Origin of the sequence: Nocardia sp. JCM 34519.1 (genome assembly GCF_020361265.1) — a bacterium.
In the GTDB taxonomy this organism is placed as follows: domain Bacteria; phylum Actinomycetota; class Actinomycetes; order Mycobacteriales; family Mycobacteriaceae; genus Nocardia; species Nocardia arthritidis_A.
In genome coordinates, this window is the sequence record NZ_JAIRBR010000012.1 from 240,952 (window position 1) to 261,996 (window position 21,045).

Annotated in this window: 18 protein-coding genes; 8 read left to right on the forward strand and 10 right to left on the reverse strand. The window is 67.2% G+C overall.

Annotated features, from left to right (window positions below; translation table 11 throughout):
• Positions 1–20 precede the first annotated feature (20 nt).
• Positions 21–893 (reverse strand): amidohydrolase, encoded by an 873-nt coding sequence (locus tag LGY53_RS27425; RefSeq protein WP_225729590.1) that lies wholly within the window; start codon positions 891–893, stop codon positions 21–23.
• 38 nt (positions 894–931) lie between these two features.
• Between LGY53_RS27425 and LGY53_RS27430 the strand changes: the two genes are divergently transcribed.
• Positions 932–1,600 carry a FadR/GntR family transcriptional regulator gene (locus tag LGY53_RS27430; protein WP_167474064.1) on the forward strand — a complete coding sequence of 223 codons (669 nt, stop codon included), beginning with the start codon at positions 932–934 and terminating at the stop codon, positions 1,598–1,600.
• 17 nt (positions 1,601–1,617) lie between these two features.
• On the opposite strand, the gene LGY53_RS27435 is transcribed toward LGY53_RS27430, so the two are convergent.
• From LGY53_RS27435 to LGY53_RS27460, 6 genes are read right to left on the reverse strand one after another with little or no spacing between them, the layout of a single operon-like run.
• Entirely contained in the window at positions 1,618–2,535 is a 918-nt protein-coding gene (locus LGY53_RS27435) for an aldo/keto reductase (RefSeq protein WP_225729591.1), read from the reverse strand.
• The gene (locus LGY53_RS27440) at positions 2,528–2,854 is read right to left on the reverse strand and encodes an L-rhamnose mutarotase (protein WP_225729592.1); all 327 of its coding nucleotides are present in this window, start codon (positions 2,852–2,854) and stop codon (positions 2,528–2,530) included. The genes LGY53_RS27435 and LGY53_RS27440 overlap by 8 nt, the downstream gene beginning before the upstream one ends.
• A 1-nt stretch (position 2,855) precedes the next feature.
• Entirely contained in the window at positions 2,856–3,881 is a 1,026-nt protein-coding gene (locus LGY53_RS27445; protein ID WP_225729593.1) for an ABC transporter permease, read from the reverse strand.
• Entirely contained in the window at positions 3,878–5,371 is a 1,494-nt protein-coding gene (locus tag LGY53_RS27450; protein ID WP_225729594.1) for a sugar ABC transporter ATP-binding protein, read from the reverse strand. The genes LGY53_RS27445 and LGY53_RS27450 overlap by 4 nt, the downstream gene beginning before the upstream one ends.
• Positions 5,371–6,462: a sugar ABC transporter substrate-binding protein gene (locus LGY53_RS27455; RefSeq protein WP_225729595.1), complete on the reverse strand. Its 1,092-nt coding sequence runs from the start codon at positions 6,460–6,462 to the stop codon at positions 5,371–5,373. The genes LGY53_RS27450 and LGY53_RS27455 overlap by 1 nt, the downstream gene beginning before the upstream one ends.
• A complete protein-coding gene (locus LGY53_RS27460) occupies positions 6,459–7,817 on the reverse strand; it encodes an enolase C-terminal domain-like protein (protein WP_225729596.1) in 1,359 nt (452 codons plus the stop codon). The genes LGY53_RS27455 and LGY53_RS27460 overlap by 4 nt, the downstream gene beginning before the upstream one ends.
• A gap of 187 nt (positions 7,818–8,004) precedes the next feature.
• On the opposite strand from LGY53_RS27460, the gene LGY53_RS27465 reads away from it, so the two are divergent.
• The 6 genes from LGY53_RS27465 (at position 8,005) to LGY53_RS27490 (ending at position 17,290) form a co-directional block, all read left to right on the forward strand.
• Positions 8,005–8,793 carry an SDR family NAD(P)-dependent oxidoreductase gene (locus LGY53_RS27465; RefSeq protein WP_225729597.1) on the forward strand — a complete coding sequence of 263 codons (789 nt, stop codon included), beginning with the start codon at positions 8,005–8,007 and terminating at the stop codon, positions 8,791–8,793.
• Positions 8,790–10,028 carry an alpha-hydroxy acid oxidase gene (locus LGY53_RS27470; protein WP_225729598.1) on the forward strand — a complete coding sequence of 413 codons (1,239 nt, stop codon included), beginning with the start codon at positions 8,790–8,792 and terminating at the stop codon, positions 10,026–10,028. The genes LGY53_RS27465 and LGY53_RS27470 overlap by 4 nt, the downstream gene beginning before the upstream one ends.
• An 854-nt stretch (positions 10,029–10,882) precedes the next feature.
• Positions 10,883–13,141: a germacradienol/geosmin synthase gene (locus LGY53_RS27475; RefSeq protein ID WP_225729599.1), complete on the forward strand. Its 2,259-nt coding sequence runs from the start codon at positions 10,883–10,885 to the stop codon at positions 13,139–13,141.
• A 37-nt stretch (positions 13,142–13,178) separates the two neighbouring features.
• The gene (locus tag LGY53_RS27480; RefSeq protein WP_225729600.1) at positions 13,179–14,207 is read left to right on the forward strand and encodes a polyprenyl synthetase family protein; all 1,029 of its coding nucleotides are present in this window, start codon (positions 13,179–13,181) and stop codon (positions 14,205–14,207) included.
• Between the two features lie 133 nt (positions 14,208–14,340).
• A complete protein-coding gene (locus tag LGY53_RS27485; RefSeq protein WP_225729601.1) occupies positions 14,341–16,155 on the forward strand; it encodes a 1-deoxy-D-xylulose-5-phosphate synthase in 1,815 nt (604 codons plus the stop codon).
• Between the two features lie 55 nt (positions 16,156–16,210).
• Entirely contained in the window at positions 16,211–17,290 is a 1,080-nt protein-coding gene (locus tag LGY53_RS27490; protein WP_225729602.1) for a polyprenyl synthetase family protein, read from the forward strand.
• Positions 17,291–17,297: 7 nt separating this feature from the next.
• Here the strand turns inward: LGY53_RS27490 and LGY53_RS27495 are convergent, their stop codons facing one another.
• Entirely contained in the window at positions 17,298–18,059 is a 762-nt protein-coding gene (locus LGY53_RS27495) for a dienelactone hydrolase family protein (protein WP_225729603.1), read from the reverse strand.
• Positions 18,060–18,367: 308 nt separating this feature from the next.
• Between LGY53_RS27495 and LGY53_RS27500 the strand changes: the two genes are divergently transcribed.
• Entirely contained in the window at positions 18,368–19,612 is a 1,245-nt protein-coding gene (locus LGY53_RS27500) for an MFS transporter (protein WP_225729604.1), read from the forward strand.
• Here the strand turns inward: LGY53_RS27500 and LGY53_RS27505 are convergent.
• Both LGY53_RS27505 and LGY53_RS27510 read right to left on the reverse strand, forming a co-directional pair.
• Positions 19,605–19,757: a hypothetical protein gene (locus tag LGY53_RS27505; RefSeq protein WP_225729605.1), complete on the reverse strand. Its 153-nt coding sequence runs from the start codon at positions 19,755–19,757 to the stop codon at positions 19,605–19,607. The two genes, LGY53_RS27500 and LGY53_RS27505, sit on opposite strands and share 8 nt — an antisense overlap.
• Positions 19,758–19,886: 129 nt before the next feature.
• Positions 19,887–20,594, reverse strand: a complete 708-nt coding sequence (locus LGY53_RS27510) for a hypothetical protein (protein WP_225729606.1) — start codon at positions 20,592–20,594, stop codon at positions 19,887–19,889.
• Between the last annotated feature and the right edge of the window lie 451 nt (positions 20,595–21,045).

Genomic DNA, 21,045 nt, shown 5'->3' on the forward strand with positions numbered 1-21,045 from the left:
GCTCCGCTGCCCGTGTGACTTCATCCCGAGATTCGACCCGAATTCGACTGCGGCAGTTGATAGATCCTGCACGCGTTGGCACCGAGAACGGCGGCCCGCTCGGCGGCCGTCAACCCGGACAGCGTCTCCAGCGTGGTCCGCCACACCGTCCGGTACGAGGCGGCGGTGAGCGTGAACGGCCAATCGCCGCCGAGCAGCAACCGGTCCGGCCCGAACACCGCGATCGCATGATCGACATACGGTTGCCAGCGCGCCGCGCTGATCTCGTCCCCGGAAACCGTTGCCAGACCGGAAATCTTGGCCACCACATTGGGTTCGGCCGCGGCCGCGCGCAGCAGGTCGGCCCACGGCTGCCAGCCGGAAGCGCCGATCGGCGGTTTGCCGAGATGGTCGAGTACGACGGTGAGTCCGGGATGGGCGCGGGCGATCACCGGCACCTGAGCCAACAGATCGGGTCGCTCGGCCACCGCGTCGAAAACCAGTCCGGCCGCGGCGAGTTGCCCGAGGCTGTCCGAAACCGGCGGCCGCAGTAGATATTCCGGATCCGGATCGCGGTGGATCATATGCCGGACGCCGACGAATTCGGGATATCCGCGCAGCGCGGGCAGCAGCCGCGCGACCAGGTCCGGCCGGTGCAGCGGCAGCCAGCCGACCACCGCGGCCGGGCGCGGCGCGGCGCCGGCCGCGGCGAGCAGCGCGTGATTCTCGGCCAGCGAATCCGATGCCTGCACCAGTACCAGCGCATCGATATCGTGTTCGGCGAAGTCGGATTCGGCGTCGTCCAGGGTGTAATTCCGAGATAAGACATCGGATGTATCGGTGAGCCAATCGTATTCCACGTGGAACTTTCCACCGCTGATAGTCCACACGTGCACATGAGCGTCTACAGTCATCGGAGGCATAGCTTCACATCCTCGACAGAAGGAATCAGGTGTCGGTCACCGACGATGCGATTGCGAAGATCAAGGCGATGATCGTTTCCGGCGATCTGAAGCCGGGCTCGCGGCTGCCGCGGGAGGCGGATCTGGCCGCCGAACTGGGTGTTTCGCGCAATTCGCTGCGCGAGGCGGTGCGGGCGCTCGCATTGGTGCGGATCCTGGACGTGCGCCAGGGCGACGGCACGTATGTGTCCAGCCTGGAACCGAATTCGCTGCTGGACGCGATGAGCTTCCTGCTGGAATTCCACCAGGACGATTCGGTGCTGGACATACTCGGCGTGCGCCGGATCCTGGAACCCGCCGCGACCGCGCTGGCCGCGACGCGGATGACCGACGCGCAGATCGAGCATCTGCGCACGCTGGTGGAGCCCGCGGGCCGGTCGGTGACCGATCTGGTCGCGCTCGATCTGAGCTTCCATGCCGCCGTCGCGGCCGCGTCCGGCAACAAAGTCCTTGCCTCGCTGCTGGATTCGCTCTCGCTGCCGACCACTCGGGCACGCATCTGGCGCGGCGTCACCGAGGAGGGCGCGTTCGAGCGCACCGTGGCCGAGCACCGCGCCATCTGCGACGCGATCGCCGCGCGCGATCCGGAGCTCGCGCACGCCAGGGCGCTGGCGCATGTCGCGGGCGTGATGGAGTGGCTGCGGATGGCGGCGGGCTGACCTGGGAAGTATGCCGGTCACAGCGCGGCCGAGGACATCAGCTCGTCCCAAAGCTCTTCGGGGACAGGGAATTCCAACATCGCGATGCTGTCCGCGATCTCGTCGCGGCTGCCCGCGCCGAGCACGGTGGCGTGCACCGCGGCATGCCTGCCAGGGAACTGCAATGCCGCGGCCCGCAGCGGCACTTCGTATTTCGCGCACAGCCGAGCGAGCGCCCGCGCCCGCTCGACGATCTCGGCCGCCGCGGGTCGATAGTCGAAGACCGGCCGCTGTTCCGGATCGACCAGCACCCCGCTGTTGAGCACCCCGGCCACCAGTACCCGGATCCCACGGGCCGCGCATTCCGGCAGCAGCTCCTCCTCGGCGCGCCGGTCCAGCAGCGTGTAGCGCCCGGCGATCATCAGCTGATCGATCGGCGCCTCGCGCACGAAACGCAGCGCCACCGCGACATGATTGACCCCGACGCCGATACCCGTGGTAAGTCCTTCCGCACGCATCTGTACCAACGCGGGGATCGCCTCCGCCAACGCCTGCGCCTGGTGGTCGTCGGGATCATGGACGAGCAGGCTGTCTACCCGATCCAGCCCGAGCCGCCGCAGCGACTGCTCCACCGAACGGCGCACGCCGTCGGCCGAATAGTCCAGTCGCCGAGAGCGTTTCGGTGCGCCATAGAAATCGTCGACACCATCGGGCGCACCGGGATCGTCGTAGAGCAGCCTGCCGACCTTGGTCGATACCGTGAACTCCGACCGCGGTCTGCTCCGCAGGAACAGTCCCAGCCGTTCCTCGCTGAGCCCGGCGCCGTAGTGCGGTGCGGTGTCGAATGCGCGAATGCCGCTGTCCCACGCGGCCGTCAACGCGTCCTGCGCGCTGTCGGCGTCGACAGGCCGGAACAGTCCGGCGTAACCCGCGCCGCCGAGCACGATCTCATTCACCCGACGTCTCCAGATCCCACACCACCGGAAGCGCTGCGGCGGCCCCGTCGGCCGAATAGTCGTGCGTCGCTTCGAGATATTCGTCCATTCGCTGCTGCCAGGCGATATTCACCGGCAGCGCGGCGAGCTCGGCCAGTAGCACATCATATGCGGCGCAATGGATCACATGGAACAGGTCGGTTCCGCTGCGCCAGATGGTCCAGGAGCTGGCCCCGGCCTTCCTGATCGCCGCGACGAGCTCGCCGGGCACGGCGCGGTGCGCCGCCTCGTATTCCGCGACTTTTCCGGGTTTCAGCTTGGTATGCAACGCGATTCGCATATCACTCCTGCCTGCGCCCGCTGGCGATGCGGGTGATCACCAGCGCGACCAGGATCAGCGCGCCATTGATGAACTTCAGCGAATCCGCGCTCACCCCACCGTAGGACAGCAGCTTCTGGATCAGCGTGAGGATCAGCACGCCGAAGAAGGCGCCGAGCACCGAACCGCGCCCGCCGTTGAGCGCGACCCCGCCGATCACACAGGCCGCGAAGACCTGGAAGATCATGCCGTCGCCCTGGCTGACCTGCACGCTGGCGAACTGCCCCGAATAGATCAACCCGCCGATCGCGGCCAGCCCGCCCGCGAGCACCAGCACGCCCAATACCACACGGTCGGTGCGGATACCGGCGGCGCGCGCGGCCGCCTCGTTGCCGCCGACCGCGTACAGCGCCCGCCCGGCCGTCGTATAGGTGAGCACGAAATAGCCGATCGCGAACAGCGCCAGGCACACCACGATATCCACCGGAATGCCGAAAACCCTTGTGTTGCCGAGCCAATCGATGGACGCCGGAATCTTGGTGAGGGTGAAACCCTCGGTCAGGAAGGTGAGCAGCCCGCGCAGCGCGATGAGCATGGCCAAGGTGACGATGAACCCGTTGAGCCCGAATCGCACGATCAGAATCCCGTTCACCGCGCCGACCGCGAGCCCCACCAGCAGCGCCATCGGAATCGCCATCCACGGCGAGGTCCAGGTGTACGCACCGACTTTCGCGGTGCCCATGGTGGCCCAAATGGCGATGCCGGGCGCCAGCCCGAAGGTGGATTCCAGCGACAGATCCATCCGGCCGACCACCAGCACCAGCACCTCGGCCAGCACCAGCAGCGAGATACCGCTCATGGTGGTCAGCACATTGGTGAGGTTGGTGGGGGAGACGAAGTTGTGGTTGATGAAATACCCGACCACCAATACCAGCAGAATCGGTGGCACCAAAAGGAAATCGCGCAGCGCGCCCCAGCGCACCGCGGCCAGCCGGGCCCGGCGGGTCGCGGCGGGCGCGCCGAGTGCGGGCTCGGCGGTCCGTGTCATGACATTCCTTCCATGGCGGCGACCAGTTCGCGGTCGCCCCAACCTTTTTCGAATTCGGCGCACAGTCGGCCCTGCCGCATGACCAGCACCCGGTCGCAGTCGCGCAGGTCGTCGAGTTCATCGGAGACCACCAGCACCGCGGTGCCGCGTTCGGCCACCCCGCGCAGTACCGCGCGCAGGGTGTCCTTCGAGCGGACATCGACTCCGGCGGTCGGGGTGATCAGCACCAGCACCGCCGGATCGGTGGCCAGCGCGCGGGCGAACACCACCTTCTGCTGATTGCCGCCGGACAGCTCCGCGACGCTCTGCTCAGCCCCGTCGACCTTGATATCCAGATCCTGAACGGCCTTGTCCGTCAGCGTATTCCGGGTGCGCCGGGAGATCAGGCCGAACCGCCCGAGCCGTCGTGGCACGGTGAGCGTCGCATTGTCGGCGACGCTCATCTCCGGCACCAGTCCCTCCTCGTGCCGGTCGCGCGGCACGAAGCCGATCCCGGCGCGCAGCGCGGCGGGCACCCCGCCGCGCCGCAGCGGCACACCCTTGACCCGGATGGAACCGCTTGCGGCCCTGCGCAATCCGACGATCGTTTCGGCCACTTCGGTGCGTCCGCTGCTGCCGCCGCCGGCCAGCCCGACGATCTCGCCCGGACCGACCTCCAGTCCGATGCCGTCGTATTCCCCTGCCCGCGTAAGGTTTTCCACCGCGAGCGCGGGTCCGGCCGAATTCTCGGGTGCGGTCCGCGGTACCGACGTCTCCAGCGCGACCGCGTCCCCGGTCATCGCGGCGATCAGCTCCCGCTTGCCGAGTTCGGCGGCGGGTGCGGTGACGACGTGCCGCGCGTCGCGGAAAACCGTGATGTCCCGGCAGATTTCATAGGTTTCGTCGAGGTGGTGCGAGATGAACAGGAAGGTCACGCCCTGCGCCTGCAGGTCGCCGATGCGCGCGAAAAGCCGCTTGATCGCGGGACCGTCGAGTTGCGCGGTCGGCTCGTCCAGGATGATGAACCGCGCGCCGTGCGACAGCGAGCGGGCGATCTCCACCAGTTGCCGGTGCTCCACCGAGAGCTCCCTGGCCACCGTGTCCACCTCGACCGGCACCGACCAGGTGTCGAGCAGTTCCCGCGCGCGGTCACGAAGCTTGCGCCAGTTGACGATTCGGCCGCCGAAACCCTGCGTGCCGATGAAGAGGTTCTCGGCCACCGAGAGATCCGGGATGATCGTCGACTTCTGGTAGACGCACGCCACCCTGGCCCGCCAGCCGTCCCGGTCGGCGAGAGCTGGTGCGGGTTCGCCGTTGAACCGCACCTGCCCCGCATCCGGCGCGGCCAGTCCGGTGAGGATCGACACCAGCGTCGATTTGCCCGCACCGTTGCGCCCGACCAGCGCGTGTGTGCGCCCGGCCGTCACCTCGAGATGTACGTCGTCGAGTGCGACGGTGCGGCCGAATCGTTTCGAGACGCCGCGCGCCTCGGCGATCAGCGGATCGGTCATCAGCCGCCGTGTCCCCACAGTCCGGGCGCGGTCGGCGCCACCGTATCGAGCTCGCCGACCTTGCCGCCCGCTCGGGTCACCACCGGCGCGGGGAGCTGGTCCTCCAACATGCCGCTGACGCCGGTGTCGACGATCACCGAACCGTGATCGGTCGGTCCGGGCGCGAATTTGCGGCCCTCGGTGGCGGCCTTCGCGTAGAACGCGGCGTACTGCGCGTACAGATCCGCGGGCTGGGAGACCGTCGCATCGATATCGCCGTCGGCGATGCCGTCCAGCTCGGCCTTGATGCCGTCATTGGAGACGATCGTAATATGGCCCGGCGCACCGGCTTTCACCAATTTTCCGGAGCGCTTGAGCAGGGCCAGCGTCGGCTGCAGGAATACGCCGCCCGCCTGCATGTAGATGCCGTTGATATCGGGATCGGTGAGCAGCTTGTCCTGCAGGCCGGAGGCGGCGCGGTCACCCTTCCAGTCGGTGGGGATCTCGATCACCTTGATACCGGGATAGCGGGATTTCATGCAGTCGGCGAACGCCTCCGACCGATCGCGTCCGTTGATCGAGCTGAGGTCGCCCTGGAATTCGACGACTTTACCTGTGCCCTCGAGGGTTTCGCCGAGGAAGACGCAGGATTTGGTGCCGTACGCGCGATTGTCCGCGCGCACGACCATATACGCGCCGCCGCTGTCGGGCCGGGTGTCGACGCTGATCACCGGCACGTTCTTGACCGCGGCGGCGGCGATCGCCGGTTTGACGGCCGCGGTGTCCTGCGGCGCCATGATGATCGCCTTGACGTTCTTCGACAGCAGCGTGTCCACATTCGACTTGAGGCGGTTCGCGTCGTTGTCGGACGAGGTGTTCTCCAACTTCACCCCCGCCTGGGCGGCCTTCGGGCCGAGATATCCGGCGTAGGCGCTCCAGAAGTCGGAATCCGAGCGCGGCTGATCCGCGCCGACCAGCACGCCGTTCTCCGCGCCGGTGCCGACCTTGACGGCCGGTGCGCCACCGTTGTTCGTCGGCTCCCTGGTACAGGCCGCCGCGCCGACGACCAGCGCCGCGCAGCTGGCGGCGACCAGAATCCTGGCGGTTTTCATGAGATCTCGTACTCCTTTGTCGAGGCGGCGGCCGGGTTGCGGGCGAAAGTTTCGTTGTGCCAAGCGATTCCGGCGGGATAGGCATAGGCGGCCAGGGTGGTGGGCAGCATTTCGGCGCTGAAACCCGGTGTGCGCGGGGCGAGATAGCGGCCGCCGCGCACCTGGACCGGGTCGCGAAAATGCTCGTGCAGGTGGTCGACGTATTCGATGGCGCGGCCGTCCATGGTGCCGCTGATCGCCACATAGTCGATCATTGCCAGATGCTGCACCAGCTCGCAGAGCCCGACGCCGCCGGCGTGCGGCACCACCGGGACGCCGAATTTGGCCGCCAGCAACAGGATCGCCAGATTCTCGTTGACGCCGCCGACCCGCGCGGCGTCGATTTGCAGTATGTCGACGGCGCCCGCCTGGAGCAGCTGTTTGAACAGGATCCGGTTCTGGCCGTGTTCGCCGGTGGAGATGCGCACCGGCGCGACCCGGCGGCGGATCTCGGCGTGGCCGAGGATGTCATCCGGGCTGGTCGGCTCCTCGACCCAGGCCAGGCCCGCCGGGGCGAGCCTGTTTATCCACGCGACCGCGGCGTCGACATCCCAGCGCTGATTCGCGTCGACGGCCAGGCCGATGTCGGGACCTATTGCCGCCCTGGCGATTTCGACCCGGCGGGCATCCTCGTCGACATCGCGGCCCACCTTGATCTTGATGGTGCCGAAGCCGTCCGCCACCGCCTGCCTGGCCAACCGCGCCAGCTTGGCATCGGAGTAACCCAGCCAGCCGGGTGAGGTGGTGTAGGCGGGATAGCCGGTGGCGAGCAGGGTTTCGGCGCGGGCGGCGCGGCCCGGCGCCGCGGTGTGCAGGATATGCAGCGCCTCGTCCCTGGTGAGCGCGTCGGTCAGGTAGCGGAAGTCGACCAGGTCGACGATCTGCTCCGGTGTCATCTCGGATACCAACTGCCACACCGGTTTTCCGGCGCGTTTGGCGGCGAGGTCCCAGGCCGCGTTGATCACCGCGCCTGCCGCCATGTGCACGACGCCCTTTTCCGGGCCCAGCCAGCGCAATTGGGAATCGGCGGTGAGGATGCGGGCGAATCCGCCCAGATCCCCGGTGATCTCGGCGACCGACCGACCGATGACCAGGCGCTCCAGCGACTGGATGGCCGCGCGCTGCACATCGTTGCCGCGGCCGATGGTGAACGCGAAACCGTGACCGGCCAGGCCGTCCGGATCGTCCGTGCGCAGGATGACGTAGGCCGCGGAATAGTCCGGGTCCGGATTCATCGCATCCGAACCGTCCAGTTCGAGCGAGGTGGGAAACCGGATATCCAGCGTGTCCAGCGCGGTGATGAGTGCCGTCGGCATGTAACCCCCGGGAGATGGAGAGTGACTTGGATCACGACTATACATCGGAGGTCTGCGCAGGCAAGGGGTTTGGCGAAATCGATGAAAGTTGGTCCTCCCGTGCGCAATATCTCCCTCTGTTGGCCGAACGATGTTAGTGTCGGCTCGGTTAAACATCGGATCTGTGTGCTTCGAAGGGTGAAATGCTATGGCGGCGCAGGCATTCGGCGGGCTGACCGCGATCGTCACCGGTGGCGCATCCGGAATCGGGAAGGCCGTCAGCGAGACGCTGGCCGCCGGGGGCGCGTGGGTGGCGGTGCTCGACCGCGATCTCAGCGCGCCGACCACCGGCCTCGCGGTACGTTGCGATGTCACCGACGACGCCGACGTGCGCGCGGCGGTGCTGACCGCCGCCGAGACATACGGCGGAATCGATATCGTGGTGAACTGCGCGGGCATCGGCGCACAGGGCACCATCGCCGACCACACCGACGACGAGTGGCGAAATGTCTTCGAGGTCAATGTCTTCGGCACCGTCCGGATCTGCCGCGCCGCGCTGCCGCACCTGCGCGCCTCGGCGTCGGCCGCGATCGTCAACATATGTTCCATCGCGGCGACCACCGGCCTGCCCGACCGCGCCGTCTACAGTGCCAGCAAGGGTGCGGTGCTCGCGCTGACCCGCGCCATGGCCGCCGACCATCTGACCGAAGGCATCCGCGTGAACTGTGTGAATCCCGGAACCGTCGATACACCGTGGGTGCAGCGGTTGCTGGCCGCCAGCGCCGATCCCGGCGCGGAGCTCACCGCGCTGCGGGCCAGGCAGCCGCACGGCAGGCTGGTGACGGCCGAGGAGGTCGCCGCCGCGGTCGCCTATCTGGCGAGCCCGGCCGCGGGTTCCACCACCGGGACCATGCTGGAGGTGGACGCGGGCATGCATTCGCTCCGGTTGCGCGCTCCGGCCGCCGCGCGCTCCGGCCAGGGAGAGGCGGCCCGGTGACCGAGCGCAGACTGCCCCGGCCGCGCGAACTCGCGCCGCTGGTCCGGTTCGAGCGCCCGTTCGCCGGTCTGGAGCGCAAATTGCAACGCGCGCAAACGATTTGGGATCTACGCGAACTGGCCCGCAAGCGCACCCCGAAGGTGGCCTTCGACTACACCGACGGCGCGGCCGACGCCGAAATCAGCCTGCGCCGGGCGCGGGAGGCATTCGCCGATCTCGAGTTCCGGCCCGCCATTCTCCGCAATGTCGCCGAAACCGACACCAGCACAATGGTTCTCGGCAAGGAGTCGGCGCTGCCGTTCGGCATCGCGCCCACCGGCTTCACCAGGATGATGCACACCGCGGGCGAACTGGCCGGCGCGCGGGCGGCCGAGCGCGCCGGTATTCCGTTCACCCTGTCCACCATGGGGACCACCGCCATCGAGGATCTGGCGGCCGGGACGGGGGAGCGGGCCCGCAATTGGTTCCAGCTGTACATGTGGACCGACCGCGACCGTTCGCTCGCGCTGGTGGAGCGCGCGATCCGCGCCGGCTTCGACACCCTCGTGATCACCGTCGACGTCCCGGTGGCCGGGGCGCGGCTGCGCGACGCGCGCAACGGAATGACGGTGCCGCCGTCGATCACCATGGCGGGTGCGCTGGACGCGCTGCGGCGGCCCCGGTGGTGGTGGGACTTCCTGACCACCGAACCGCTCGCCTTCGCCTCGCTGGACCGCTGGTCGGGCACCGTCGCCGAACTGCTCGACGCCATGTTCGACCCGACCGTGAGCTTCGACGACCTCGCGTGGTTGCGGGATCGCTGGCCCGGCAAGGTTTTGGTGAAGGGCGTGCAGACGGTGGCCGACGCCAAAAGGTTGGCCGGCGCCGGAGTCGACGGCATCGTGTTGTCGAATCACGGTGGGCGGCAATTGGATCGGGCTCCGGTACCGCTGCATCTGCTGCCTTCGGTCGTCCGCGAGGTCGGCGCCGATCTGGAGGTGCACCTCGATACCGGCATCATGCACGGTGCGGATATCGTCGCCGCGCGCGCACTCGGCGCGCGCTTCACCCTGATCGGCCGCGCCTATCTCTACGGGTTGATGGCGGGCGGTGAGGCCGGTGTGGATCGCGCGGTGGAAATCCTGCGCGGCCAGGTGATCCGGACGATGAAGCTGCTCGGTGTCGGATCGCTCGACGAACTGGAGCCGGGACATGTCCGGCTCCTGGACCGGCGCGGACTCGCCGATACCGAATAGTCGCGTAACCCGAAAGTTGCTGGGAAGTAACGCTTTACGGTAAACGGCGGCCGACCTACAATTGTCGCAGGCTCAGATTTCTGGAATATCAGCGGGGATCGGCGCGGCTCGCCGTTGTGATTATGAAACAGGGTGATTTCCACCTGTCCGCCGATGACGCGAAACGCTCGACCGGTCGGCGCGGCGGGTATGGACCACGAGGAGTGCGACCTCGATATGACGGTGCCAGGCCTATTCGGCGGCGAATCCGTTGCTCCCGCCGCATCCCCCGAAGACCCGCTGACCGACTATCCGGCGCGGCCGCCGCGCGTCAACGCGCCGAGGCCGCGGTGCGCACCCGGGCGGCCGCGGTGGCGAAACCGCGGCGGCCCCGGACCTCCGTGCGATCGGATTCGCCGAAAATCACCGGTGCGCAGCCGAATCCGCCGCGACTGATTCGGTCATCCGTGTGCCGCAAGAGTATTCGGCGATGCCGGTGGCTCATCTCAACTCGATGAAATGACTCCGATCCACATCTCGATAATCCAGTTCATCGGAAAATTTGATACCAGCTCGGCATTTCGGCAAATGCGCGGCCGATTTGCCAGACGTCTTCGTCTGTCGAATTGAGAACGTAACGCCTTGTGTCGCAACCATTTACAGATACGAGATCGGTGACCTACACTAATTTCGGGTGAAACTAGCGACATTGTGGTCGTTCTTTTTCCGAAAATCTCACCAGTCAGTGGATCCGCCGCTTCCGCGGGTGGCGGCGGCCGGGCACGCCTATCGGGAGGATGCCGAAAGCCAAGTGGGGCAACGCGTTTCATCGACGACATCCGACACCGGATGAAAACCGAGAGAAGGGCGACCGCATGAACACGGCGCAGCCATTCGAACTTCCCGATTTCTACACACCGTATCCCGCCCGGCTGAACCCGAACGTCGAGGCCGCACGCGCGCACACCAGGGCGTGGGCCGCGGCGATGGGATTCTTCGAACCACAGGCGGGACAACAGATCTGGGTTCCCGACGACGTGGACCGGCACGACTACGGCCTCATGTGCGCCTACACCCACCCCGACTGCGACGCCGCCGAATTGGCGCTGATCACCGACTGGTACACCTGGGTGTTCTACTTCGACGACCACTTCCTGGAACTCTACAAGCGGACGCGGGATAGCAAGGGCGCCAAGGCATATCTGGAACGCATCTGGGATCTGATGCCGATCGGCGGCGGTGCGACCCGGCCGCCGGAGAATCCGGTCGAGCGCGGCCTGGCCGACCTGTGGACGCGCACGATACCGGCTATGTCCATCGCATGGCAGCGCCGTTTCGCCGAACACAACCGCGCGCTGATGGAGCAGTCGCGGTGGGAACTGCGGAATATCGCGGAGGACCGCATCGCCAATCCGATCGAATACATCGAGATGCGGCGCAAGGTCGGCGGCGCGCCGTGGTCGGCGACGCTGGTGGAACATGCCGTCGCTGCCGAGGTGCCGCCCGAATTCGCCGGCACCCGGCAACTGCGGGTGCTGCGGGACACCTTCGCCGATTCGGTGCACCTGCGCAACGACCTGTTCTCCTACGAGCGCGAGGTGCTGGCCGAGGGGGAGAACTCGAATGGAATCCTGGTGGTAGAGCGGTTCTTCGGCTTCGGCACCCAGCGTGCCGCCGCGGTGATCAACGACCTGCTCAGCTCCCGGCTGCAGCAGTTCGAGCACACCGCGATCACCGAGATACCGGTGCTGCTCGCCGAGCACGCGGCGCGGCCGGACCAGCAGGCCGCGGTCGCCGCGTACGTGAAAGGGTTGCAGGACTGGCAGGCGGGCGGTCACGAGTGGCATATGCGGTCGAGCCGATACATGAACAAGAACGTGCCGCCGAAGTCGCTGGGGCCGAAAGGTTTCGGCATGTCGGCGATTCGGCCGTTCGGGCGGGCGGGCGGTTTAGCGGCGCCGCACACCGGCCCGCACCCGACCTATAACGGCCTGGGATTGGGCCGATTCAAGAACTTCTCGCGCCCGCGGAAGGAAAAAGTCGGCCCGACACCGCTGCCCGAGCTCCACCTGCCGTTCCGGCTCGCGCTGAATCCGCTGCTGGGGCAGGCGCGGCGGAATCTGCTCGAATGGGGCGGGCGGATGGGTTTCTACGATCCGGTGCCAGGTGTTCCCGGTCCGGGCCTGTGGCGGGAAGCGGATATGCGTGAATTCGATTTCGCCCTGTGCGCGGCCGGCTCGGATCCGGATGCCACCATGGACGAACTGGATCTCGCGGCGGCATGGCTGGCCTGGCGCGCCTACCACGACGACTACCTTTCCCAAATATTCGGCGTGCGACGGGATTTCGTCGGCGCCAAATTACAGACCCGGCGGCTGCGCGAATTCACGACCGCGCCGCCCACCCCGGTGAACGCGCTGGAACGAGGTTTCGCGGACCTCTGGCGGCGCACGACGGCTCCCATGGATTCGGCCGCGCGGCGCGAATTCCGCACCGCGCTCGCGGATTTCCTCGCCGGCTCCGACTGGAAGATGGCCGATTCGGCGCTGAACCGCATACCCGACCCGATCGACTATGTGGAGATGCGCCGCAAAACATTCGGCTCGTCCATGACCATGCGGCACCGGGAAGACGTGTCGCCCGAGGTCGAACGGACTCAGGTGATCGCCGATCTGGCAAATACCGCAATGGATGTCGGCGCATTCGTCAACGACATCTTCGCGTACCAGAAGCGAATCGAATTCGACGGTGATCCACACAACGGGGTGCGAGTGATGCAGAACTTCTTCGACTGCGACCGGGATCGCGCGGTGCGAATCGTCGCCGACCTGCTCGATGCGCGCGTGCGCCAATTCCAACGCGTGGTGGAGCGGGACCTGCCCGCACTGTACGAGGAGTATCACCTGGATGCGACCGCACGCCGGATTCTCGATCGGCGGGCACACGAATTCCAGGACTGGATGATCGGAATCCTGAACTGGCACATCGAAACCGGGCGTTACAAGGAGCCGTGGCTGCTCGACCGCCACCGCGCCGCCGGTCCGCGCTGGTCGCTCGCCGGACCCACCGGCATCGGCACCTGCGCCGCACGGGTGGGCGAGATCAGGGCACGGATGCAACGCACTGCCGGATAATTCCCTTCACTCGGACTCCGCGGAAAGAAGGTCGACCGTGACCACCGCAACCTCGTCTGCACCGCAGCACCGGCCCGCCGAACTCCTCGCGCGGGCCAGGACGATCCTCGAACCGGTGCTGCGCGAATCCGTCGGCGCACTCCCGGAACCGTTGCGGCGCATGGCCGGATACCACTTCGGCTGGTGGGATGCGCGCGGCGCGGCGATCAACGCGGACTCCGGCAAGGCACTGCGGCCCGCGCTGGCCATCGCGGCGGCCACCGCATGCGGTGCGCTGCCGACGGCCGCGACGCCCGCGGCCGCCGCGGTGGAGTTGGTGCACAACTTCACCCTGGTGCACGACGACGTGATGGACGCGGACGAGAACCGCCGCGGCAGGCCTGCGGTGTGGAAGGTCTGGGGGACAACCAATGCCGTGCTGGTCGGCGACGCACTGCACGCGTCGGCCGGGCGGGTGCTCGCGCAGCAGTTGCCCGGCGCGCTCGCGGCCGCCGCGATAGATCGGCTGGAGCGGACGGTGGTCGAGCTGTGCCGCGGCCAATACCTGGATTGCTGTAGCAAAACCGATTGGGATACCACGGTTTCCGACTGCGAGCGGATGGCGCTCGGCAAGACCGGCGCACTCATGGGATGCGCCTGCGCCCTGGGCGCGCTGTGTGCGGGCGCCACCGATTCCGTCGTCGCCGCGCTGGACCGGTTCGGCCGCAACCTCGGTCTCGCCTTTCAATTCATCGACGATCTGATCGGTATCTGGGGCGATCCCGAGGTCAGCGGCAAGCCGACCAATGACCTTGCCCACCATAAACTTTCGCTGCCGGTGGTCGCGGCCCTGCGCTCCGGAACACCCGCCGCGCGGGAACTGGCGAACCTGTATCGGTCCGAAAAACCGCTGTCCGCACCGGATATCGCCCGCGCCGCCGCGCTGATCGAGCTGGCGGGCGGCCGACAGCTGACCCGGCGGGTGGCCGACGAGCGGGTCGCGGCCGCGGTCGCCGCGCTCCCGGACCGGTCGGCCGCAGCGGATTTGATCGCACTCGCGTACCTGGTCGCACACCGGCGTGCCTAGCGCATCGACGCGCAAGCCCACCTGCTCCTGAATCGCACGTATCCGTCGCAGCAAAGGAGAAAACTTTTCGCCCCGCATCCCTGGGCTGGCTCGACGACGGATCGTGCCCGGCCGTACCCGATTGGCGCACACCATGATCGCACCGACCCCCGTTTCCACCCTGACCGCACCTGCCGAGTGCGATCCGCTCGGCCGCGTCGACTGCCCCGAGGACCTACGCCGCCTGCCCGCTGACCTGCTGCCCGCGCTGGCCGATCGGATCCGCGAGTTGATCATCGACACCGTGCTCGGCGCCGGCGGCCATCTCGGCCCGAACCTCGGCGTCGTCGAGCTCACCATCGCACTGCATCGCGTCTTCGAATCACCCAGGGAAACCATACTTTTCGATATCGGGCACCAGGCGTACGCGCACAAGATCCTGACCGGGCGGCGAGACGGGTTCGTGCGCGGGCTGCGGCGGCCCGGCGGCCTGTCCGGCTATCCGAGCCGGAACGAATCCGCGCACGACGTGATCGAGAACAGCCATGCCTCGGCCGCGCTCGGCTATGCCGATGGCATCGCGAAAGCCCGTGCGCTGCAGGGCTGTCGGGACCGGGCGGTGGTCGCCGTCGTCGGTGACGGCGCGCTCACCGGTGGTATGGCGTACGAGGCGTTGAACAATATCGGCGCCGCACCGCATCGGCCGGTGATCGTGGTGCTCAACGACAACGGGCTTTCGTACTCGCCTACCACCGGCGCCATCGCCGATCACCTGGCCCGGTTGCGCGACGGCCGCGCCGTGGGCCCGAATCTGTTCGAGCAGTTGGGTTTCGCCTATCTGGGCCCGGTGGACGGCCACGATATCGGCGCGCTGGAATCCGCGCTGCGCCGGGCGAAAAGGCTGGGCGGCCCGGCGCTCGTGCACGCCGTGACGGTCAAGGGCAAAGGCTATCCGCCCGCCCGCGCCGACGCCGAGCGGATGCACAGCACCGGCGCTCGAGGCGGTTCGGCGGCGAAATCCGTTGCGTGGACCGATATTTTCGCCGATGAGCTGGTTCGGATCGGCGCCGAACGCGCCGATGTCGTCGCCATCACCGCCGCGATGCCGGAGCCCACCGGCCTGGCCCGCTTCGCCGAGCGGTTCCCGCAGCGCTGTTACGACGTCGGCATCGCCGAACAGCACGCGGTGGCCAGTGCGGCCGGATTGGCGACGGCCGGACTGCATCCGGTGGTCGCGATCTACTCCACCTTCCTCAATCGCGCCTTCGATCAACTGCTGCTGGATGTCGCACTGCACCGGTTGCCGGTCACCCTGGTACTCGATCGGGCCGGCGTCACCGGGCCGGACGGCCCGAGCCATCACGGCATGTGGGATCTGAGCCTGTTCGCCACCGTGCCCGGCATCCGAGTCGCCGCGCCGCGCGACGCCGCGCGGCTGCGCGAACTGGTCGGCGAGGCGATCGCCGACTGGCGCGGCCCGACCGCCGTCCGCTTCCCGAAAGCCTCGGTGGGACACGATATTCCGGCGCTGGAACGCGACGGTGGGCTGGATGTGCTGCACCGCGCCGACGGGCGGGACGTGCTGCTGGTGGCGATCGGCCCGCTGGCCGGTCCCTGCCTGGACGTCGCGGCGCGGCTGCGCGAGCTCGGCATCGACGCCAGCGTGGTCGATCCCCGCTGGGTCCTGCCGATTTCGGAGCGACTGGTCGCCGCGGCCGGATGCCATCGGCTGGTCGTCGTCGCGGAGGACAACACCCGTGCGGGCGGCATCGGCGCCGCGCTCACCCGTGCGCTGGCCGAGGCGGGCCAGCGCGTCCCGGTGCACGCGCTCGGGCTGCCGCATCGATTCCTGGAGCAGGGCAACCGATCCGAGCTGCTCGCCGCCGCCGGGTTGACCCCGGGCAGCATCCTGAGCGCGGTGTTGAGCGCGGGCGCGGGCCGGCTCGGCGCGTATCGGGAGGTGCGATAACCCGCTCCAGGAAAGCCACGACCCTGACCGAAAACACCGAACCGGAGGCCGTGTCATGACCGCAACCGTTGGTACGAACCCGCTGGACCGCACCGTGATTCGCGCAAGGGTGGACAATGCCCTCTACGAATTCCTGGAACGCAAGACGCGCGCGGGCACGGCCAGCGGGCTACCCGGCGATGTCACCGACGCGGTGCGCTCGTTCCTGTTCGCGGGCGGTAAACGAATCCGCCCGCTGCTGTGCGCATTCGGCTGGCACGCCGCGGGCGGCGGCGAACTGCCGAACGAAATCATCAGGGCGGCGGCCGCATTGGAGATGTTCCACGCCGCCGTGCTGATCCACGACGACATCATCGACAACAGCGATACCCGCCGCGACCAGCCGACGGTGCACCGGGCGGCGGCCCACCGCAACCGCACCGCGCGCGATACCGCCGCCGCGGACCTGTTCGGCACCAGCGCCGCCATCCTCATCGGCGATTTCGCCCTGGTCTGGTCCGACGAATTGCTGCACACGGCAGGGCTTTCCGCGGTGCAACTGGCCGCGGCGGCCACGGTGCTCGACGCGATGCGTTCGGAGGTCAACTACGGCCAATACCTGGATCTGCTCACCACCGGACACCCCACGGCCGACCTGGACCAGGCGCTGGAGATCATCCGGTACAAGACCGCCGCGTACACCGTGGAGCGGCCGCTGCAGCTCGGCGCGGTCTTGGCCGGGGCGGGATCCGATGTGTGCGAAGCTCTTTCGGCCTATGCTCGGCCGCTGGGGGAGGCGTTCCAGCTACAGGACGATCTGCTGGGCGTCTTCGGCGATCCGGCGCGCACCGGGAAGTCGGTCGTCGACGACCTGCGCGAGGGCAAGCACACCGCGCTGCTCGCGCTGGCGCTGCGCAACGCGGACGCCACCCAGGCCGCACAACTGCGCGGCCTGGTCGGCAATCGGCGGCTGGACGAGCGCGGCGCCGCCATCTGCCGCGATATCCTCGCCGTCACCGCGCGCGCCGAGGTCGAGCAGCTGATCCGGGAGCGCTGGCTGCGGGTGCAGCGCGCGTTGGACAAGGCGCCGTTCCCGGCCGCGGCGAGCGCGGCGCTACGGGCCACCGCCGACGCCATTGTCGCCAGGGCCTCGTGAAAACCCACTACCGCAGATTGCGGTCGAACAGGGCCAGCAGTTCGCGGTAGTGCCGTTCGGCGGATTCGGCGTCGTATGCGGAGGTATCGGCCTGGGTGTACCCGTGTTGGGCGCCCTCGTAGACCTCGGTGCGGTAGCGGACGCCCGCGGCGTCGAGCGCCTTGTCGAACTGGGCGATGTGCTCGGGGGTCATGTGGTGATCCTCGCCCGCATGCGCGAAATACAGCTCCGCCGTGATGTTTCCGACGGACAGGTGCGGGCTGTCCGGGGTGTCGGTGACCAGCGGTCCGCCATGGAATCCGGCCACTGCGCCGACCTGATCGGGGAACATGGCGGCGGTCAGCACCGAGATCCGCGCACCCATGCAGTAGCCGGTGACACCGAACTTCCCCGAGGCGACCTGCGGCGACTCCGCCAGCCACGCGAGGTAGGCGCCGATGTCGGACCGCAGGATCTCCGGTGACATCAGCTCGCGGATCATCGGGACGACCTGCGCGAAGAGCTCGGGGCGTGCCGATGGGTCGATGAAGTCCGGCAGGTCGACCACCGGCGCACGCCCGTGCCGGTAAAAGGCGTTCGGTAGCAGGACGGTGTAGCCGTGGGCGGCGATGCGATCGGCCAGGGCACGCAGGGCGGGCCGCACCCCGAATCCGTCCTGAATCACGAGCACTCCCGGATGGGCGGCGCCATCGTCGGGGTGTACAACATATGCGTCGGCGACGCCATCGCGTGTCTGAATGTCGACGGACATACCATGCAGTGCGGTCATAGTTGAATCCTTCTGTCGTGTCGACCTTTTCGGAACGCTTGATTCGGAATCGGCCAACTCGATCACACTACCGGTCGCCGGAACTGCCGCGACCGCCGGCGCGGGCCGAGCCCACCTCCCGCGCGAACAGACCGTCGGCCGCATTCATCGGCGCACGCCGCCCAGCGGCGTACAGGCGAGCCCGACGCAGACCCGTTACTCGGCTCACCGGGGCCGAAATCCTCTTTCGGCAACGGAATCCCGCTTTCGGCAACAGAATTCGGCGATGTCGTCCGCGCTGTCGATGCTGCCGTTCGGAGGTGGTCCGAATGGACGTGACAGTAAGTACCACAACCAGCTCGACAGACACATCCCGGGGCGGCGGCCTGCCCGCCGGTGTATATCTGCTCGGGTTCAGCCTGTTCGCCATGGGCAGCGCGGAGTTCCTGTTGGCGGGCGTGCTGCCCGCGGTCGCCGTCGATCTCGATGTCACGCTCGCCGCGGCCGGGATGTTGATCACCGCGTTCGCGCTGGGCGTTGTCGTCGGTGGGCCGATCTTCGCCGTGCTGAGCCTGCGTTGGCCACGCCGAACCACCCTGGTACTGACGCAGGTAGTCTTCGCGGCCGGCATCGCCGTCGGATTGCTCGGCGGCTATCCGGTTCTCCTGGTCACCAGGGTCGTCTGCGGTCTCGCATACGCCGGATTCTTCGCTGTCGCTTCGGTGACCGCGATCAGCCTGGTCACTCCCGACCGCAATGCGCGCGCGTCCGGAGTCGTGGTGAGCGGGCTCAGCGTCGCGATGGTCGCGGGCGGTCCGGCCGGAACACTGCTCAGCCACTTCACCCAGTGGCGCGACGGATTCTGGGCCATCGTAGTTCTCACACTTATCGGTGCCATCGGATGTGTTGTCGGATTGCCCGCCGGTGCGCCGACGGAAGATCCCGGAACGAGCCTGTCGCGGGAACTCGCCACGATGCGGAAACCGGCGCTGTGGGTTGTATTCGCGATCACCATCCTGACCACGGCGTCGTACATGATCTCGTTCAACTACCTGGCGGCAATGCTCGACGACATCACCGCGATCCCCGAGGTCTGGATTCCGGCAGTACTCGCGCTGTTCGGGCTGGGCGCATTCGTCGGACTATCCATCGGTGGGCGGATTTCTGATCGGTGGCCGCACCTCGCGCTGAACATCGGCACGGTCGGCATCATCGCGCTGTCGGTGGTACTGGTGGTGGCGATCGAACAGATCTGGGTTGTCGCGCCCGCCGTATCTCTCATAGGGGTAGCCGCGTTCGTGCTCAACCCGGCCCTCTACGGCCGGGTATTCGCCATCGCGGCCGACGCCCCGACCGTCGCGGGCGCCGCCAACGTATCGTCCTTCCAATTGGGCATCAGTCTCACGCCGGTGCTCGCGGCCGCGGCCTTCACCGGCGGCGCCGCCCTGACGTCGGTCTACTGGATCGGCGTCGTGCTGGCCGTGCTCGCCGTTCCGCTCATGCTGCTCGACCGCGCCCGTTCGGCGCGGACAACCCGGCCCGTCGCGCCGTCGGATGAGCCCGCCGTCAGCTGAACGGATACTGCCCGGCCCCGCCGTGACCCGGACTGTTCTGGGTGCCGACGTTGATCATGTCCTGGATCAGTCCGACGATCGCGTGCCCGATGTTCAGCACGTCGTTGCCGAGGGTGGCGAATTCGCCCGCGATGAGGTTCAGCATGGCATCCGTCCTTGGTCCCGCCCCGATCCCTGTCCCTCCAGGGTCGCACATCCGCCCCCCGCCCACCACCGGAATGTTCTTGATGGACAGTGACTTTCGTGCTTTTCAGTAGGCGCGGACCGGAAGGGCTCAGCCGACCGTGCCGACCCAGGAGGAGAGATCGACCACCGCTACGCAGTAGTCGTCGGTGTCGTCTACTACGGGCTTGGCGGCGAGATCGCCGGTCCGAGCAAGTGGCGCGAGTTCCTGCGGCAGCAACCCGTAACCATATGTCCCAGGCCCATGGGGTCCATTGATCGGTGCGTCGAATCCGTAGACGGCATCGGTCGCGGTTACCTTGACGTAGATCCGGCAGATACGATCGCTGCGAAACATGAACCCCCCGAACGTGTAATCCTCCTCGAACCACGGGAAACCACCACCGTGGACAAAAAGGCTGAAGACACTGAACAACGCTTGGTCGTAATGCGCGGGCTGCGCCGCAGGCCGAAAACCCGTGGCGGAGGCGGGTACCACGATATTCGAATGGCTATCCCGCGTCTGCGGGTGAATGCGGAGCAGTTCGTCCATTTGCGGCGCGACACCGGCCCGCACGTGATCCATAATCGGCTTGACCGTTGACGCTTCCGCATCGCGCGCAAGGTCGAATTCTATCGCAAGTCCCGATGTCATTCGCGCGTCCGCTGACAGCACGACGCGCACCCGCTCGTCATCCGCCCGAACGACGCCGCGCAACTGGACACCTGTCGGAGGTAGCGGCCCGATGGGGGCGACTATCAGGGGAATCATCGTCCTCAGTAGGAAACTGAACGCGTTATCGCTTGTGTCGGCAACCATCTCGCCTCTACCTCCGAATTCAGCTGGTCAGGACGGCTGCAGATCGCGGAGCCAGCCCGGGCATACAGTGATGCCCTCACAGTACGCGGTGATTACACCGATGTTCTTGCCGTCTGGTGATTTGAATTCTCCATCGTCGGTCCGTGTCGCGGCCTGTGCGATAACGTAGAGGACTACTTGCTCTCGAGACCCTGCACGTTTGAAAAGGACGCGGTATTCGACCCGTGCGCCCGATGTCCTGGGCTTGGCATTGCGTATGGTGTGAATAATTGGATATTGCTTGGTCAAATTATGTTCTGGGCGTAGTGGTTGTAGCCTAGTTTATCATTGCCGACTCGTATTGGAATGTTGGTACCACTGGTGTCGGTTGCTTCCGCAATTATGTCCGACCAATTGGCTTGCGCATCGGCGAACCCCGCTGACATGGCGATTCCGAGGAATGTCGTCAACG

Coding starts and splice junctions, on each gene's coding strand:
- LGY53_RS27490 (WP_225729602.1), top strand. CDS start 16,211: ATGACCGCAACCGTTGGTACGAACCCGCTGGACCGCACCGTGATTCGC.
- LGY53_RS27465 (WP_225729597.1), top strand. CDS start 8,005: ATGGCGGCGCAGGCATTCGGCGGGCTGACCGCGATCGTCACCGGTGGC.
- LGY53_RS27455 (WP_225729595.1), bottom strand. CDS start 6,462: ATGAAAACCGCCAGGATTCTGGTCGCCGCCAGCTGCGCGGCGCTGGTC.
- LGY53_RS27495 (WP_225729603.1), bottom strand. CDS start 18,059: ATGACCGCACTGCATGGTATGTCCGTCGACATTCAGACACGCGATGGC.
- LGY53_RS27500 (WP_225729604.1), top strand. CDS start 18,368: ATGGACGTGACAGTAAGTACCACAACCAGCTCGACAGACACATCCCGG.
- LGY53_RS27425 (WP_225729590.1), bottom strand. CDS start 893: ATGACTGTAGACGCTCATGTGCACGTGTGGACTATCAGCGGTGGAAAG.
- LGY53_RS27450 (WP_225729594.1), bottom strand. CDS start 5,371: ATGACCGATCCGCTGATCGCCGAGGCGCGCGGCGTCTCGAAACGATTC.
- LGY53_RS27445 (WP_225729593.1), bottom strand. CDS start 3,881: ATGACACGGACCGCCGAGCCCGCACTCGGCGCGCCCGCCGCGACCCGC.
- LGY53_RS27505 (WP_225729605.1), bottom strand. CDS start 19,757: ATGCTGAACCTCATCGCGGGCGAATTCGCCACCCTCGGCAACGACGTG.
- LGY53_RS27440 (WP_225729592.1), bottom strand. CDS start 2,854: ATGCGAATCGCGTTGCATACCAAGCTGAAACCCGGAAAAGTCGCGGAA.
- LGY53_RS27460 (WP_225729596.1), bottom strand. CDS start 7,817: ATGCCGACGGCACTCATCACCGCGCTGGACACGCTGGATATCCGGTTT.
- LGY53_RS27475 (WP_225729599.1), top strand. CDS start 10,883: ATGAACACGGCGCAGCCATTCGAACTTCCCGATTTCTACACACCGTAT.
- LGY53_RS27485 (WP_225729601.1), top strand. CDS start 14,341: ATGATCGCACCGACCCCCGTTTCCACCCTGACCGCACCTGCCGAGTGC.
- LGY53_RS27510 (WP_225729606.1), bottom strand. CDS start 20,594: ATGGTTGCCGACACAAGCGATAACGCGTTCAGTTTCCTACTGAGGACG.